Source organism: Campylobacter concisus, assembly GCF_003048985.1.
Lineage (GTDB): Bacteria > Campylobacterota > Campylobacteria > Campylobacterales > Campylobacteraceae > Campylobacter_A > Campylobacter_A concisus_AY.
Genome location: NZ_PIRS01000009.1, coordinates 33,020 through 49,479, shown reverse-complemented (window position 1 = coordinate 49,479; position 16,460 = coordinate 33,020). Strand labels below are relative to the sequence as shown.

At 40.4% G+C, this 16,460-nt stretch carries 16 protein-coding genes; 7 read left to right on the top strand and 9 right to left on the bottom strand.

Annotated features, from left to right (window positions below):
• Positions 1-28 precede the first annotated feature (28 nt).
• The 7 genes from trpD to CVS91_RS07150 all read left to right on the top strand — a co-directional run bounded on the left by trpD (position 29) and on the right by CVS91_RS07150 (position 5,845).
• Positions 29-1,645: an anthranilate phosphoribosyltransferase gene (gene trpD / locus CVS91_RS07180; RefSeq protein ID WP_107831268.1), complete on the top strand. Its 1,617-nt coding sequence runs from the start codon at positions 29-31 to the stop codon at positions 1,643-1,645.
• Positions 1,632-2,243, top strand: coding sequence for a phosphoribosylanthranilate isomerase (locus tag CVS91_RS07175; protein ID WP_107831266.1), 612 nt, complete (start codon positions 1,632-1,634; stop codon positions 2,241-2,243). Before trpD ends, CVS91_RS07175 begins: the two co-directional genes overlap by 14 nt.
• Complete coding sequence (gene trpB, locus CVS91_RS07170) at positions 2,236-3,417, top strand: tryptophan synthase subunit beta (RefSeq protein ID WP_107831264.1); 1,182 nt, start codon at positions 2,236-2,238, stop codon at positions 3,415-3,417. Before CVS91_RS07175 ends, trpB begins: the two co-directional genes overlap by 8 nt.
• Entirely contained in the window at positions 3,410-4,159 is a 750-nt protein-coding gene (trpA, locus tag CVS91_RS07165) for a tryptophan synthase subunit alpha (protein ID WP_107831262.1), read from the top strand. Before trpB ends, trpA begins: the two co-directional genes overlap by 8 nt.
• 77 nt (positions 4,160-4,236) lie before the next feature.
• Positions 4,237-4,656, top strand: coding sequence for a chemotaxis protein CheX (locus tag CVS91_RS07160; RefSeq protein ID WP_107831260.1), 420 nt, complete (start codon positions 4,237-4,239; stop codon positions 4,654-4,656).
• The gene (fliN, locus tag CVS91_RS07155; RefSeq protein WP_002942551.1) at positions 4,653-4,970 is read left to right on the top strand and encodes a flagellar motor switch protein FliN; all 318 of its coding nucleotides are present in this window, start codon (positions 4,653-4,655) and stop codon (positions 4,968-4,970) included. The genes CVS91_RS07160 and fliN overlap by 4 nt, the downstream gene beginning before the upstream one ends.
• Positions 4,967-5,845 carry an excinuclease ABC subunit A gene (locus CVS91_RS07150; protein WP_103586188.1) on the top strand — a complete coding sequence of 293 codons (879 nt, stop codon included), beginning with the start codon at positions 4,967-4,969 and terminating at the stop codon, positions 5,843-5,845. The genes fliN and CVS91_RS07150 overlap by 4 nt, the downstream gene beginning before the upstream one ends.
• Positions 5,846-6,703: 858 nt before the next feature.
• Here CVS91_RS07150 and CVS91_RS07145 read toward each other — a convergent pair.
• From CVS91_RS07145 to CVS91_RS07105, 9 genes are all read right to left on the bottom strand, one after another.
• On the bottom strand, positions 6,704-8,152 hold the full coding sequence (locus tag CVS91_RS07145) for a Ppx/GppA phosphatase family protein (protein ID WP_107831258.1): 1,449 nt from the start codon (positions 8,150-8,152) through the stop codon (positions 6,704-6,706).
• Positions 8,153-8,155: 3 nt separating this feature from the next.
• Positions 8,156-9,373: a sensor histidine kinase gene (locus tag CVS91_RS07140; RefSeq protein WP_199906247.1), complete on the bottom strand. Its 1,218-nt coding sequence runs from the start codon at positions 9,371-9,373 to the stop codon at positions 8,156-8,158.
• 38 nt (positions 9,374-9,411) lie between these two features.
• Positions 9,412-10,083 (bottom strand): homeostatic response regulator transcription factor HsrA, encoded by a 672-nt coding sequence (gene hsrA, locus CVS91_RS07135; RefSeq protein ID WP_002942555.1) that lies wholly within the window; start codon positions 10,081-10,083, stop codon positions 9,412-9,414.
• A gap of 76 nt (positions 10,084-10,159) precedes the next feature.
• Positions 10,160-10,486 carry a dihydroneopterin aldolase gene (locus CVS91_RS07130; protein WP_002942574.1) on the bottom strand — a complete coding sequence of 109 codons (327 nt, stop codon included), beginning with the start codon at positions 10,484-10,486 and terminating at the stop codon, positions 10,160-10,162.
• The gene (plsY, locus tag CVS91_RS07125; RefSeq protein WP_107831256.1) at positions 10,483-11,094 is read right to left on the bottom strand and encodes a glycerol-3-phosphate 1-O-acyltransferase PlsY; all 612 of its coding nucleotides are present in this window, start codon (positions 11,092-11,094) and stop codon (positions 10,483-10,485) included. Before plsY ends, CVS91_RS07130 begins: the two co-directional genes overlap by 4 nt.
• 59 nt (positions 11,095-11,153) lie before the next feature.
• The gene (locus tag CVS91_RS07120; protein WP_107831254.1) at positions 11,154-13,442 is read right to left on the bottom strand and encodes an ATP-binding protein; all 2,289 of its coding nucleotides are present in this window, start codon (positions 13,440-13,442) and stop codon (positions 11,154-11,156) included.
• An 8-nt stretch (positions 13,443-13,450) separates the two neighbouring features.
• On the bottom strand, positions 13,451-14,533 hold the full coding sequence (locus CVS91_RS07115) for a PilZ domain-containing protein (protein ID WP_107831252.1): 1,083 nt from the start codon (positions 14,531-14,533) through the stop codon (positions 13,451-13,453).
• A 122-nt stretch (positions 14,534-14,655) separates the two neighbouring features.
• Positions 14,656-15,255 (bottom strand): peroxiredoxin, encoded by a 600-nt coding sequence (locus tag CVS91_RS07110; protein WP_002942572.1) that lies wholly within the window; start codon positions 15,253-15,255, stop codon positions 14,656-14,658.
• A gap of 197 nt (positions 15,256-15,452) precedes the next feature.
• Positions 15,453-16,457, bottom strand: a complete 1,005-nt coding sequence (locus CVS91_RS07105; protein WP_107831250.1) for a beta-ketoacyl-ACP synthase III — start codon at positions 16,455-16,457, stop codon at positions 15,453-15,455.
• Positions 16,458-16,460: the final 3 nt, after the last annotated feature.

Here is a 16,460-nt window from a genome sequence, read left to right as displayed (position 1 = left end):
ATCGCCGCTAAATTTAAAAGGATAGAGATTGATTTTACTTATAGATAACTACGATAGTTTTGTCTTCAACGTTGAGCAGTACGTAAAAGAGCTCACAAACGAAGAGGTTAGATGCGTTAGAAACGACAAGATAACGCTTGAAGAGATCAAAAAACTAAACCCAAGTAAGATCATCCTAAGCCCAGGGCCAAAGCACCCAAAAGATAGCGGAGTTTGCTTAGAAATTTTAAAAGCAGACCTTGGCGTGCCAGTGCTTGGAATTTGCCTTGGACACCAAGCCATAGGGCTTAGTTTTGGTGCAAAGATAAAAAGACTAGACGACCCACTTCACGGCAAGACCTCATTTATCGACGTGAAAAACAAAGAGCCACTCTTTGCAGGGCTGCCTGAGCGCTTTGAGGTTATGCGCTACCACTCGCTCTATGTCGATGAGCTCCCAGCTTGCTTAAGCGCCGATGCGGTGAGCGATGATGGCGTAGTTATGGCGCTCAGCGTTAAAGATAAGCCGATCTTTGGCATCCAGTTTCACCCTGAGAGCTACTTTACGCAATACGGCAAAAAGATCGTTGAAAATTTTGTAAATTACAAGGCAAAAGAAGAGGTAAAAGAGCCTAAAATCCGCTCACTTAAGCCCTATCTTATCAAGCTTCAAGAGAATATCCCACTTGATGATAGTGACTTTGAGCAAATTTGCGAGATAATAGCCAGCAAAGAGTACGAGATCGTGCAGCTCTCAGCCCTTTTGGTGCTCATTAGCGAAAAGAGCTTATACCCAAAAAGCCTCGCTGCGCTTGCAAAAAATATCCTAAAATACTCGCAAACTTACCGCGACGATACACCTATGATCGATCTTTGCGGCACTGGAGGCGATGGCTTTAAGACGATAAATATCTCAACCACGGTGGCATTTATCCTTGCAAGCCTTGGCATAAAGGTCGCAAAACACGGCAACAAGGCAGTTTCAAGCAAGTCAGGCAGCTCTGATGTGCTTGAAATTTTAGGCGTAAAAAGTGAAAAATCACTGGCAAAACAGCGTGAAAATTTAGCTAGTAAAAATTTAGCCTTTTTCCACGCGCCATTTTTCCATCCGCTAGTTGGCGAGGTGAGAGAAGTGCGCCAAAGACTTGGTATAAGAACCGTATTTAACGTGCTTGGACCGCTTTTAAATCCAAATTTAAACCTTACAAACCAGCTAGTTGGCGTCTATCATAAGCCTGTTCTAAAACTCTACGCCCAGACGCTTAAAATCCTTGGCAGAAAGCATGCTCTAGTCGTTCGCGGCGATGATGGGCTTGATGAGATCACGCTTTGCAATGAAACAAGCGTTGTGGAGCTAAAAAATGGCGAAATTTTTGAATACAGCATCACGCCAGAGCAGTTTGGCTTTAAAAGAGCGCTTCACAGCGACATCGAGGGCGGCACACCTGAAGAAAACGCCAAAACCTTGATCCGCACGCTAAAAGGCGAGGAGCAGGGGGCAAAATTTGACATAGTGGTCTTTAACGCGATGTTTGCACTCTACGCGGCTGATGGCGCAAAGAGCCCAGACGAGGCCAAAAAAATGGTGCTTGAGGCAATAAATTCAGGTAAGGCGTATAAATTTTATGAAGAGTTTATAAAGGCTGGGGCTAATGGCACTAGTTAAAATTTGTGGCATCAAAACGCTAGATGAGGCAAGTGCGGTTTGCGCTTTGGATGTTGATTTTATCGGGCTAATCTTTGCCAAAAGCAAAAGAAGGGTCGAGCTAAATTTAGCTAGGCAGATAGCGAAATTTGCCCACAGCAAGGGTAAAAAAGTAGTTGGAGTTTTTGCGGAGCAAAGTGATTGTGAGATAATGGAAATTTGCCAGTTTGCTGGTCTTGACGTGGCTCAGGTGCATGGAGTGGTGAGTGAAAATTTAGAGGCAAATTTAAAAGATATGGGGCTTGAGATTTGGCAGGTTTTTAGCGTGAAAGATAGCTTGCCAGAGGTTGATTTTAAGCATTTTGACATGGCGCTTTTTGACTGCAAGGGCGAAAATGCTGGCGGAAACGGCACTAGCTTTGAGTGGGAAATTTTAAAAGAGGTTAAATTTAAATTTGGCATGGCTGGGGGTATAGGCGAGCACAATATCAAAGAAGCGCTGAAATTTAAGCCATACCTAGTCGATATCAACTCCAAAGTCGAGGACGAAAACGGCATAAAAGATGCGAAAAAGATAGAGAGAATTTTAAAGATCATAGGCGAGGTAGAAGATGAATAGTAAGGCGTATTTTGGAAAATTTGGCGGGCAGTTCGTGCCTGAGACGGTGATGTTTGCCCTTGATGAGCTAGAAAATGCTTATGAGAGCATCGCAAAGACAAAAGAGTTTAAAGACGAGCTTGATGATCTTTTGAAAAACTACGTTGGCAGGCCTAGTCCGCTCTTTTTTGCAAAGCGCCTAAGCGAGCACTACGGACATGAAATTTACCTCAAGCGTGAGGATCTAAACCACACGGGCGCGCACAAGATAAATAACGCCCTGGCTCAAGCGCTACTTGCTAAAAAGATGGGTAAAAAGAAAATTTTAGCTGAGACTGGAGCCGGTCAGCACGGCGTGGCAACAGCGACTGCAGCGGCACTTCTTGGTTTAGAGTGTGATGTCTATATGGGCGCAACAGACGTGGCTAGACAGCAGCTAAATGCCTTTCGTATGCAGCTTCTTGGCGCAAAAGTGGTGAGCGTAGAAGATGGCTTAAAAACGCTAAAAGAGGCGACTACTGCGGCCATACAAGCGTGGGTAAATGAGATAGAGAGTGCATTTTATGTCATCGGCTCAGCCGTTGGCCCACACCCATATCCAAAGATCGTGCGTGACTTTCAAAGCGTGATCGGCACAGAGGCAAAAGCCCAGCTTGAAAATTATGGCAAAAAGGCGGACTACGTCATCGCTTGCGTTGGTGGCGGCAGTAATGCTATTGGCATTTTTAGCGCATTTTTGGACGATGATATCGTAAATTTAGTAGGTATAGAAGCTGGCGGCCTTGGCATAGATACCCCTTATCACGCAGCTACGCTTAGCAAAGGCAAAACCGGCATCATCCACGGCATGAAAACGACGGTCTTGCAAGATGAATACGGCATGATCTCGCCAGTTCACAGCATCTCAGCAGGCCTAGACTACCCAGGTATCGGCCCAGAGCACGCCCATCTAAACGACATCAAAAGGGTAAGATATGAAGCTGTGACCGACGATGAGTGCATAAATGCGTTGTATTTTCTAAGCAAGATGGAGGGCATCATCCCAGCTATCGAGAGCGCGCATGCGGTGGCGTATCTGGAGAAGCTTTGCCCAAAACTTGATAAAAAAAGCGTCATCGTCGTAAATATCTCAGGCAGGGGTGATAAGGACATAAACACAGTTATCGGCTACGAAAAAGGAAAAATTTATGGATAAGGTAAGAAGCGCATTTAACAGCAAAAAAGCAAACATCGGCTACATCGTGGCTGGATATCCAAGCCTAGAGAAAACTAAGGAATTTTTAGAAAATTTAGATGAGAGCGCGCTTGATCTGCTTGAGATCGGCATCCCATACTCTGACCCACTGGCTGATGGCAAACTCATCGCGCAAGCTAGCTTTGAGACAGCTCAAAGTGGCGTAAATACCGACGTTGTCTTTGATATGCTTGAGAGCTGCAAGGCAAAAGTGACAAAGCCGCTTGTTTTTTTAGTTTATTACAACATCATCTTTGCTTATGGCGTTGATAAATTTCTAAAAAGATCACGTGAAGCTGGAGTGAGTGGCTTTATCGTGCCGGATCTGCCTTGTGAGGAGTGCGAGGAGTTTGCTCTAAAGTGCAAGGAGCTAAATTTATGCCTTGTGCCACTTATTAGCGTCACCTCTGGGGGCAGGGCGGATGAGATATTAAAATTTGGCTCAGGATTTATCTACGTGCTAGGTGCTATCGGCGTTAGCGGCTCAAAAAGAGCCGATGAGGATAGGATAAAAAATTTAGTCCTAGAGCTTAAGAAAAAGAGCGATCTACCAGTGGCTGTGGGCTTTGGCATCAAAAATAAAGATGATGTTAGTGAAGTGAAAAAATATGCTGACGCTGCGATCATAGGCACGCAAATAGTCAAGCTTTGCGCCAAATTTAGCGTAAAAGAGCTAGTTAAAGAGGTCGATAAACTCTTTTAAAATGCTTAATAAATTTATAGCTAATTTAGTAAAACCAAAGTATAATTAACGCGCATTTCAAGTCTTAAGGAAGAGATATGAGAAAAGTTATAGATGAAGCCACGAGCTATCTTTGCAAGGATACTTTGGGGCTGGATTTAGAGGTTGGCAAGAGCCTTGGTAAGGGATTTTACGGGGCTAGCATACCAGTTTATAAGGGCAAAAGCGAGTATCAGTTTTATCTATTTTTTAAAAAAGATACTTTGAAAATTTTCATGAATGCCTTTTTTGGTCATGAAGATGTCGATGGTGGCGATCTGGACGATCTTTGTAAAGAGATAGCTAATCAGATCATCGGCAAGGCTAAAAATTTGCTAAATGAAAAAGAGCCAAATGCTTATAAACTCGGAACGCCTGAATTTTTGGGCGAGGTTGAGAATTTTGGCATAAAGCTAAAAGAGAAATTTATATATAAGATAAAAAATAGAACATTTCAAATAGGCTACAAGATACAATGAACGACGAAGGTGCGATAGAGACACTAGAACAGCTAGGGCTTTTTAAGAGCTATGATGAGCTTATGGATATAAGCGTTGATTTTATAGCTGAGCTAGGAACTACCACAGTTAGCATAAATGAGCTTTTGAAATTTGAAGCTGGCTCGGTCATAGACCTCGAAAAACCAGCTGGCGAGAGCGTGGAGCTATATATAAATAATAGAATTTTTGGAAAAGGCGAAGTAATGGTTTATGAGAAAAATTTAGCCATCAGGATAAATGAAATTTTGGACTCAAAGTCAGTTATTCAGTACTTCAAAAAAGAACTTTTATGAAATTTATACTATTTTTTGTGCTTTTTGCTACGCAGATATTTGCCTCAAACTTGCTAACATACAACATCTATGAGCGCACCGACAGGGTTGATATCATGCTTAGCTTTGATGCGCCTTACGAGGGCAACATCTTTCAAAAGCGAGAAAAAGATACGACCTCTTTGATACTAAATTCTCTAAGCTACGATCAAAGCGCGAGCAAGGATATAAACTCAAAGATCATTCAAGAGCTAGAGATAGAGCCAAAGCAAAACTCTTTAGTTTTAAATTTACGCTCAAACGATGCGATCATCGTAAATGCTTCAAAGACAACTGACAGCTTCGGACTTCGCATCCGCGTAACACTAAAAAATACAAAAACTCAGGTGCAAAATATGCCTCAAGCAAGCGCAAAGATAGAAACTGCTAGCACGCCAAAGACAGAAAATGAACCTATGGTTAATATTGATTCGAGATACTTCATCGTCCTAAGTGTGCTCATCGCGCTTCTTATATTTTTATATGTTTTTAAAAGATATATCACTTCAAAAAGTAGTGACTTTAGCGGGTTTAAAACACCACAAAATCAGCCACAAAACGACACAAAGTCGATGAACTGGCTGCTTAAAAACCAAAATAGCGGCGTCAATATCATCTACGAAAAATACCTTGATCGCACAAACAAGCTAATGCTTCTAAGCTACGAAAATAGACGCTATTTAGTGATAGTTGGCAGCTCAAACGTCATGCTTGATAGCTTTGGCGAGGATAAGATCCAAAATGAGCAGGACTTTGCGGTATTTTTTGAAGAAAATAAGAAAAAACTTGGCTCATTTTTACAAGAGCGTCAAAATAGCCTAAATAACTACAAAGATAAAATGAGCGGGGAATTTTAGTCCCGTTTTGCTACTAAATTTAAAAATTTAGAAGAGCATTTTCGCAAATTTTAAAATCTTACTCACTCGCCTTAGCAGACTACTAAATTTAGGCTGCACTTCGTTTAGCACTAAATTTAGAGCCGTGATATGCTCGTTCATAAATTTTAAAATTTGCTTGACACTTACATGATGATAAAACGCATGCGGCGCAAAACGCTATCGCATGCCCCTTGAACGTGCGAGGGGTTTAGGGGATTTAAAAAGGGGGATAAGGGGACGGCCTCGTAATTCAAGTCCCCTTGTCTCCCTTTTGGATAAAAAGAAATTTACAAACTTAGTCAAGCTGTCTTTGCAAATTTTAAAATTCCATTCACCCCTAAGAATTGACTACTAAAATTTGGCTTCGCTTACCGCTTAGCTCAAATTTTAGAGCCGAAATTGCTCGCTCATGAAATTTTAAAATTTATCGTATTTTTTTAACCGCATGCAGTGCGTATGCACCATTGCATGCCACTTCTAACGTTGTCGGGGTTAGGGGATTGTTAAGGGGGAAGAGAACTTCTTTGCTTCGCTAGCTCGCAACTGCAAGCAGACCGTAATTCAAGCCTCTTCCCCCTTAACAAAGAAGCAAAATTTAAATTTCTAAAAATCTATTTTGCAAATTTTAAAATTCCATTCACCCCTAAGAATTGACTACTAAAATTTGGCTTCACTTACCGCTTAGCTCAAATTTTAGAGCCGAAATTACTCGTTCATGAAATTTTAAAATTTGCCTGACACTTACCTGTTTTAATAAAGCAAATTTACAAAAATGAAAGAAATTTAAAATTTACCCAAATACACTAGCGTTTTTTAAAAATATCAACTACTTTTACCCTACACAAACGAAATGGCAAAAATTTCAGGTTTTGCGATCTTTTTTATCTCTTCTTTTGCCATGGCAAATTCTTTTGCGCCCTCTATTTTTAGTGTGTGGCCGCTAAACTCAAAGCTTAAATTTAGCTTCTCACAGGTTATATCAAGTGCCTTGGCTAGCGCAAGGATGAAGCTTAGCCACCTTACGCACTCAGCCTTTGGTAATAAATTTTTATACTTTTCAAACTCATAAATATTTTTCTTGCCATTTGTGCCGATGACTGCGGCTATTAGTGCCTTTTGCTCATGCGAGAAGCCGTAGTTTAGGGCATTTAGTATGATATAGGCTGAGTTTTTGTGATCGCCATAAAAGCCTATCTCTTGACCGACGTTGTGGAGCTTTGCGGCAATTAGCAGCGTCTCAAGATAGCTCTCATTTAGCCCATGAAGCTTTTTAAGCGCCACAAAAATATCCTTTGCGTATCTTGCCACGGCTTTGTTACAAGAGAGGATAAAGCGATCTTGTAGGCTTTTGACGCTTGGGTTAAAATTTTCTGGAAATTTAAGACTTGGGCGCAAAAAATCTTTTAAAAAGACGCCCTCTCTTACGCCAACGCCACTTGTGATGACGTTTTTGGCGTTTAGCGCCTTGGCAAGGGCTAAAAATATATGTGCGCCCTCTCTAATGGTGTCATATCTATCTTTTTTTATAGGAAATTTATTTAGTTCAAGCACGCTCACGTTTGCGATGCTCTCGATGTAGGCTTGCTCGTCGCTAAGCTTGTAGCAAAAGCCATGCAGTGATGAGAGCGGATATAAATTTTTACTCATTATGGCTGATGAGATCGCTCTTAAAGAGCCGCCGATCGCTATTAAATTTGGGCACTTAAATCGCTCATCTATCTGCGCCGTGATCTGCGATAGAAATTTTGGTAGTTTGTTTAAATTTTTCTTATCAAAAAACAGCTCTTTTAGCCTCACTGTGCCTATATCAAGCGAGAGGACATCAACTATCTTGCCGTTACTTATCCTAGCAAGCTCGGTCGAGCCTCCCCCGATATCGATAGTGACGCACTCGGCTAGATTATGAAGCAAATTTTTAGCCGCTATCGCTCCAAAAGTAGCCTCCTCCTTGCCGTCAATCACTTTTAAATTTATGCCAAGTTTTTTTCTTAAAAGAGAGATCAAAACGCTTGAGTTTGGAGCATCTCTAAGCGCTGAAGTGCCTACGCATAGGACTTTGGAGCATTTGTAGCTTTTTATGATGTTATCAAATTCGCCAAAAGCTTTGATCGCTTTTTGCATTGAAGCTTCTGAAATTTCGTTGTTTGAGCCGTATCCACCTTCGCCTAGTCGCACTTTGGTTTTGTATTCAGCTAGTATAAAAAATGCTAAGCGTGATGTGCGCTCAAATATCGCCATACGCATAGAATTTGAGCCAAGATCGATCACTGCGGTTCTCTTTGCCATTTTTTATCCTTTTAAATTTAAAACGAGGCTTGCAACTGCTCCGTTTGTGTTCTCTCTATTTTTGATAGATATCTCAGCGCCAAGTGCCTGTGCTGCGCCTTTTGCGAGAAATAGTCCAAGTCCAGCACCACCTTTGTTGCCGTATCTTTTAAATGGAGCAAACAAGTCCTTACTCTCGTCTATGCCCACGCCCTCGTCGGTAACCTCGATGATAAATTTGCTCTTTTCAAGCCTTGAGTTAATCGTAATAGTGCTATTTTTTGGAGAAAATTTGATAGCATTTTGGACGAAATTTTGCACTATGTGAGTTAGCAGGCTGGTTTGGATATTTAGGTTAAAAATTTCTGGTTTTAGATCGAGTGCGAGATTTTTTTCTTCGCCTTTTGCGAGCACCTCGTAGTTTTTGCCAAGTTTTTTCAAAAATGCGATCACGTCGGTATTTACTGGCTCTTCAAACTGCGCGCCCTCTTGACGACCTATCTCAAGGACTGAGCCTATCATAGCGTTCATGCCGTTGATCGCTTCGTTGTTTGATTTTAGCGCTTCTATGTATTTTTCGCTATCTCTTGGCTTTAAAAGTGTCACCTCGTTTTTGGTTTTCATGACGGCAAGTGGAGTTTTTAGCTCGTGTGCAACGCCTACAAAAAGCTCTTTTTGGTATAAGACAAAAGTTTGTATGCGAGTAATTAGCCTATTTATGCTGTTACCAAGTGATAAAAACTCATCTGGCAGGCTTTTGATATCGATCTCTTTTAGAAATTTCTCATCTAAATTTGTAAGCTTGTGACTTAAAATTTTTATAGGTATTAAAAGCATTCTTGATAAAAATAGTGCATAAAATAGCACCAAAAGTATCGCTGTGACATTTACGATTATAATATCTATAAAAATTTCTTCGACTATCTGGCTTTGAAGCGTCGTCTCTTTTTCTAGGACTAAGTAGCTGCTGTCATCTAGCCTTGTTGTTAGAGTGGTTATGCTCTTATCTTTTATCTTTTGCATCACAAGGTAGGGCTTTTCACCTTTAAGCTCGCCTGCTTTTACGGTGGCTAGAGTTTTGTTTGGGATTTCTATAGTAAAAGATTTTAGATTGTTTGGATTGAAATTTTGAGGATTGTTCTTGTATGCTGTGGCTTGCTGGTTTAGCTCACTAACTACGCTTTGAAAAACGGTGACTCTTATGTAGTGATAGAGCATCACCGAAACAACGGCAATTAGCATCATCGCACCAGATGCTAATTGCAGTATAAATCTATTTCTTAAGCTTTTTTGGGAAAGCAAAATCTATATCCGCGTCTTCTAACAGTTTCTATTGTCGAAATATTTAGTGGTTTGTCCATTTTTTGGCGGATTTGGTTGATAGCAACCTCTATAACGTTTGGAGTTACGAGCTCTGGCTCTTCCCAGATAGCGTCAAGTAGTTGCTCTTTAGATACGATTTGATCTGAGTGTCTTGCAAGGTGAGTAAGCACCTCAAATGGCTTACCTTTTAGCTCGATGTCGCGGCCAAGATATGTGATCTTCTCTTCGTCAGGGTTGATGATAAGCTCGTCTATCTTAATGATATTTGTGCCACCAAAGCGTAGTCTAGCCTCTAGTCTAGCTACTAAAATGTCAAAATCAAATGGTTTTTTGATGTAGTCATCAGCACCAGCTCTAAGCGCTTTTATCTCGCTCTCTTTGTCGTCTTTTGCAGAAAGAACTACAACTGAAGTGCGTGGAGATTTATGTTTTATAATGTTTATAAGATCAACGCCGTCACCATCTTGAAGCATCCAGTCAGTCAAAACTAAGTCATAGTTTCTGATGCCGATGTAGTACTCAGCGTCTTTGAAATTTTCAGAGCTATCTGTCTGATAACCAAACTCTTGCAACCCCTCAGCAATCGTCTTATTTAGCGTTACTTCGTCTTCTACTATTAAAATACGCATTTCTTTTCCTTAAACTAAAATTTATGGTCGATTGTATCATAAATTAAGAAATATTTCAAGATACTTTAATAAATTTTTAAAAAACAGTGCTGATTTTTGCACCGACAATTGCATTTGGTAAAATCTCGGTTTTTAAAATCTCCATATCCAAGCTAGTAAGCGAGCTAAACCTCTCTTTTAGCGCTTTGCAGGTCGCTTCTAGCGACTCTTCTACGCTTTGAAATTTCATCTCATTGTAAAATTCTTTTATAAAATCAGCCACCAAAACATAATCAATCAAGCTAGTTGAGCGAAATTCTAAGCTTACTTTTACCTCTTGCTTTGCAACTCGCTCAAAGTCAAACATCCCGATAACGGTTTGAAATTTATAATCCTTAATGATCGTTGTTATTTCACTTTTCATACGACTTTTTGCTCCTTGCCTGAAAGCAGGCGAACGATATTTGGTATGTGTTTATAAACTACCAAAAATGCGATGATAAGTATCGGCGCGTGAGTGTAAATTTCATCAAGCTCTGGGTGGACGATAAAGCTTGATGCGATGAGAGCTATCAGCGCGCATAGCGATGCTAACGAGCTTATCTTTAAAAATTTACCGACTAAAAACCAAACTACAAGAGCGATTATTATCTCAACTGGTAAGAAAAATGCGAGCACGCCAGCCCCAGTCGCCACGCCTTTGCCACCCTGAAAGCCTAAAAATATAGAAAAACAATGTCCCGCAACGCTTAAAACTGCCATCGTCCAAAGCACGCTTTGGCTAGCTCCAAGCAAAGAGGCTACGATGAGTGGCAAAACACCCTTTAGCACATCACAAACTACGGTTAAAATGGCTAGCTTTTTGGCGAGTTTTGGGTTTGTTTGCTTTAAAACCCTTAAAACATTTGTCGCGCCTATGCTTTTGCTGCCCTCTTTTTTTATATCAACATGTCCAAAAATTTTTGCTAGTATGAGCCCTGATGGGATGCTACCAAGCAGGTAGCTAACGGCATAAAGTATTAAATTTTGCATATTTTACCTTTTAAATTTAAAGAGAAATGATATTAAAAAAATACTAATTTTTTTATAAATCATCTCCACAAAAGCACGATTTTTTCGTCGTAGATGTCGCTTTTCTTTGGCGAAATTTGCGTTTCATTTATCGTGATGTTTTTAACATCATTTGCCTCTTTTAGCGCATCGCACTCTTGGGTAAATTTCTCTTCGAGCTCGCTTATTGCCAAATTTATATCATTTACGCTTTGCTCGCTAAGCTTGACATCGCTTCGCTCTTTTAAGACCTTATTTGCGCTTCTTGCACTTGATGCGATCTTGCCGGCGTTTTGGCGAGATAAGAGCTTGTTGCCAAATAGCGCTCCAAATATGCTTGCGCCTATATTTATAGCTGCGTCAAGGCCGCTTGTGGTCATCTCTTTTTGCTCTTTATCGAGCTTTGCAAGGGCTTTATTTAGCTTATCTTGCAAGCTTTTTTGCTCTTTTTCAAATTTAGCCGTGAGTTTTGCGGTTTGCTCCTCTAAAATTTCGTTGCACTTATCCTGAAGTCTTATGAAAAACTCCTCTTTTGGCTCGTTTTCTTTTGAGTAAATTCCCATCGCCTCAAAGGTGTTAAATTTGAAATTTCTATACAAAAATTCTTTAAAATCTTTCTCTAAAACGTCAAAATTTTTAGCGCTCGTTATGAAATTTGGCACAGCAGCAAAGCTTGCGCCGCTTGGCTCATTTTCACTCGCATCAACGTGCATGCCTTCGCTAGCCTCGCTCCAGTTTGGCTCTTTGTCATTTTCACTAAGCTCGTAAAGATAGCTCACCTCGCAAACGCTGTCTATGCCCTTTTTAGCATCATAAATTCTAACCTTTGCGCTTGCAAGTAAATTTGGCGTGAGGCTTTTTGAGTTAGCATAAAGCTGCGTGATAGCACTTGAGATGATAGGCTTTGCGCTAAATTTCATCTCACTTTTATCCACGCTTTGAGTGCGTAAATTTTCTTTTTTATCTTTCATCAAATTTGAAATTTGCTCGCGGCTTAGCGGGCCTTTTAGATAGCTAAGTGCCCAGCGCGTGGAGATGACGTTTAGTCCGTCCTCGTTTATATTTTTGAGTAAGAAATTTCTTTTGGCTAAATTTGATATGAGATTTTCAAGCGAGGCTTTATCTAAGCTTGAGCCTGCGATGCCGCTTAGGCCGTCGATCACGCGGGCTTTGTCCTGCGCTGTTTGGAGGCGGCCGATGAACCAAGTGCCGATGTTGCTTAAACCTTTGTAGTCAAGATCGACTGGGTTTTGCGTGCTCAAGACGCAGCCAAGACCAAAAGCACGGGCTTGTTTTAAGAGTGTGAGCATAGGTGTTTTTGACGGCGGATTTGCATTTGGCGGGAAAAAGCCAAAAATTTCATCCATATATAGGATCGCTCTAAGTGAGCTAGTGCCCTCTGTGCCGCGCATCCACGCGATGATCTCGTTTAGCAAAAGTGTGACAAAAAACATCCTCTCAGCGTCATTTAGGTGTGATATCGTAAAGATATTGCACTTTGCTTTGCCGTTTTCATCAAAAAGCATCTTTGAAATTTCTAGTCTAACGCCCTGCGTCCAGCCCTTAAAGCTTGGGCTTGCGATGAGAGCATTTATCTTCATGGCAAGCTTTAGGCGCTCACTGCTTGGATAGAAGGTATCCACGTCAAAAACGCCTATCTTTTTAAACGGCGGATTTGCTATGAAATTGATAAGCTCTTCAATGCCGACATCTTTTTGCTCTTTAAATTTGCTCTCAAATATAGTGGAGATAAGCAGCTGCTCTTTTGAGCTCATATCCTCAGAACTCATGCCAATAAGCGATAGCACCGACGCTGCGAGTGAGTTTATATAGTTGCTAAAAATTTCTTCGTCACTAATATTTGGGCAGACAAAGTCGCTAAGTAGCGCCACGCCTATGCCAGCTGAGCTTTTTGGCGTGTAGATGTTAAAGCTAGCGCTATCTTTTAAAATTTTTACGCGCTCAAGGTCTTGAAAGCTCGACTCTATGCCGTTTCTCCAAAGCTCGGCCTGAGAGGCGGCAAATTCCTCTACGCTTTGACCTTTGTTTGCCGCCTCTGCTTCATCGACATAAGGTAAAAAATCCTCCGCTCTCATCTGCGGAAAGGTGAGGGCTAAATTTGTGATATCGCCCTTTGGATCGATGATGATAGAGGGGATGTTGTCTATGCAGGCCTCTTCTAAAAGTGTGATACCAAGGCCTGTTTTGCCGCTACCAGTCATGCCGATAATGGCTGCGTGGGTTGTTAGGTCCTTATTTTTATAAAAAAATGGCTCTTTATCTTTTAGTCCGATGTAAAAAAGTTTTAAATTTTCTTGTATGGTTTTCACTAATTGCCTTATTCGTATAAATTTATGCGTGAGCGAAGCTCGTCAAGTGTCTCTTTGACGCGCTTTTGCGTGAAGTCTTTTATCGTTTTATCATCATCAACTAGCTGCATGCAGTATCTGATGTAGCCCTTGTATGCTAGTTCAGTGACTAGCCTTAGCTTTAAAGAGACGTTTTTTACTTCATCTGGTGAGAGCATGATGTCAAAATTTGCTTCCAACTCTTCTCCGTCTTTAAAATTTGTAGCTTGTGAGCTTAATATGCTCATACCGCCCTCTGAGATGTCATAAAGGCTGCCAACAAGCTCGCCTTGCTCTCCTTTTAGAGAAATTTTTGTAAAGCGGTTTGGCAAGACGCGCTGGAATTTTCTCTTATATGCACACATAGTTGTATTTCGTGAAAAGTTTGAAAAGGCAACACATTTATCTACGATATTATAATCAAGGATATCAGCGCAAAGTGGTTTTGATAAATAGTTGTTTGGTAAAATAAAGCCTCTGTTATCTTGCTTCATGGCTAAAATTTGCATCATATCTACGCGAAAAACGACGCTATCTTCTTTAACCTCTAAAATTTCGGCTTCGTATTTTATATTTAGTCCGTCGTATAAATTTAAAAACTCAGGGCGGACCTTGGCATTTTTCATGCGTGTAAATGTGTTGATCGGATCTTCGTAGAAAAATGAGCCAGTATCGATCATCGTTTTTACCGTGGCTTCTTGGTGATCCTGCGTATTATATAAAATTTCCTTCATCCTTGAAATGGCATTTACAAAATAGCCAACATACACCGCATTGTCGCAGGCATGACTAAAATTTAGTGTCAAATTTAAGAGCAAGAAATTTACTAGCTCATCTTTTGCATTTAGTTTTGGTATTAGGCTGTTTAAGTCGTCGCGAATTTGTGTGGCATTTGGCTTTTGGATGAATAGCGCGTCAAAGATACTCTCAAGGCAAATTTTCATCTGCTCGTGTGGCACTACAAGGGTTAGTTGTCTGCAAAATTTGATGCCCTCATCTATAAATTTAGCTCTTAAACCAAGTATGCAATCCTCGCAATTTTCGACAAGTTCTTGCCTGCCCTTAAACTCCATGGGGTCTCCAAAAAAGGTTATTTATTAAAACATCGCTATCATATATAAAGTTATATTAAAAAAATATTTAAATTTGTGTAGAGAGGAAATTTCTAGGCAAAGCTGCCTAGAAATTTGAATAATTATAGTTTGCTTTCGTTATGTGAAAGGTAGTCAGCAACGCCTTCAGTGCTTGGTTTCATACCAGCGTCACCTTTGTGCCAACCAGCTGGGCAAACTTCGCCGTGCTCGTTTGTAAATAGCATAGTATCTACCATTCTGATCATTTCGTCGATGTTTCTACCAAGTGGTAGGTCGTTTATAACTGCGTGGCGAACTGTGCCATCTTTGTCAAGTAGGAATGATCCACGAAGTGCTACGCCAGCGTCTTCTAGAAGTACGTCAAAGCCGCGAGCGATTGATTTTGTCATGTCAGCTACGATCGGGAAGCGAACTTTGCCGATACCGCCTTTATTTACTGGAGTCTCTTTCCATGCAAAGTGTGAGAACTGGTTGTCGCAAGAAACCGCGATAACTTCGATACCGCGTGACTTGAACTCGTCATATCTTTTATCAAATGCGATGATCTCGCTTGGGCAAACGAATGTAAAGTCCATTGGGTAGAAGAAGACAACAGCGCCTTTTTCGCCAATGTTTTTGTAAAGGTTGAAATCATTTACAATTTGATTGTTTCCTAAAACTGCTGCAGCTGTAAAGTCAGGTGCTTTTTTTGTTACTAACATATTTTCTCCTTAATAATAAATTTTATTGATTGCGAAATTATATCCATAAAAATTTAAATTCTAATTAAATAGATCTAGAAATTTAAAACATTGTAATTTTAATATGCATTTGAAAATGAATGGAAATTTTTAAAAATTTATAGAAGATGTTGTAGAAATTTTATTAAATTTAGAGTTTTGGGTATAGAAGCGGTTAATTACAGATCGCTAAAATTTCTACCGCCAAATTTTAGTATCGCCGAACCCCAAGTAAAGCCACCACCAAATGCATCAAGAAGCAAAACAGAGCCATTTTTGATGCGTCCATCTTCGTAAGCATCATTTATCGCCATTGGGATCGAAGCAGAGCTTGTGTTGCCATATTTTGCAACCGTCAAAACGCACTGCTCGTCAGTGAAATTTAGCCTATTTTTTACAGCGTCTATTATCCTGATATTTGCTTGATGAGGTATGAAAAAGTCAATATCTTCGCTTTGCATTTTGTTTGCGTGTAAAATTTCTATCACGCTTTTGCTAAGCGTTTGAACCGCTATCTTAAAGACCTCATTTCCACTCATGTGGATGAAATTTAGTCTATTTTTTAGCGTCTCATCGCTAGCTGGAAATGCACTACCACATCCTGGAGTTATCAAAAGCTCAGCCTGTCTGCCATCGCTTGCAGTGTGGATGTCGATGATCTCGTTTTCTTCGCTAGCACTTATCACTGCTGCTCCTGCTCCGTCACCAAAAAGTATGCATGTGCTTCTATCTGTATAATCAACTATCGAGCTTAATTTTTCAGCTCCTATGATCAAGACATTTTTTTTAGCACCACTTACGATAAGAGAATTGGCAAGCTCCAAAAGATAGATAAATCCTGTGCAAGCCGCACTTATATCAAAAGCTGTAATGCCAAAATTTAAGCCTAAATTTGAAGCTATCTTGCAAGCAGTTGAAGGCATGCAAAGATGATCTGGAGATATCGTAGCGCAGATTACCGCATCGATTTGTGATTTTTCAAGCCCTGAGCGTTTTATAGCTAGCTCAGCAGCTTTTGTGCCAAGATCGCTTGTTATCTCAGTCGTTGCGATATGTCTTTGCTCTATACCGGTTCGCTTCACTATCCACTCATCGCTCGTGTCGACCATTTTTTCAAAATCAAAATTTGTTAAAATTTTTTCTGGGACATATGACGCAATGGAGATCAATGAAGCTTTTGGCATATT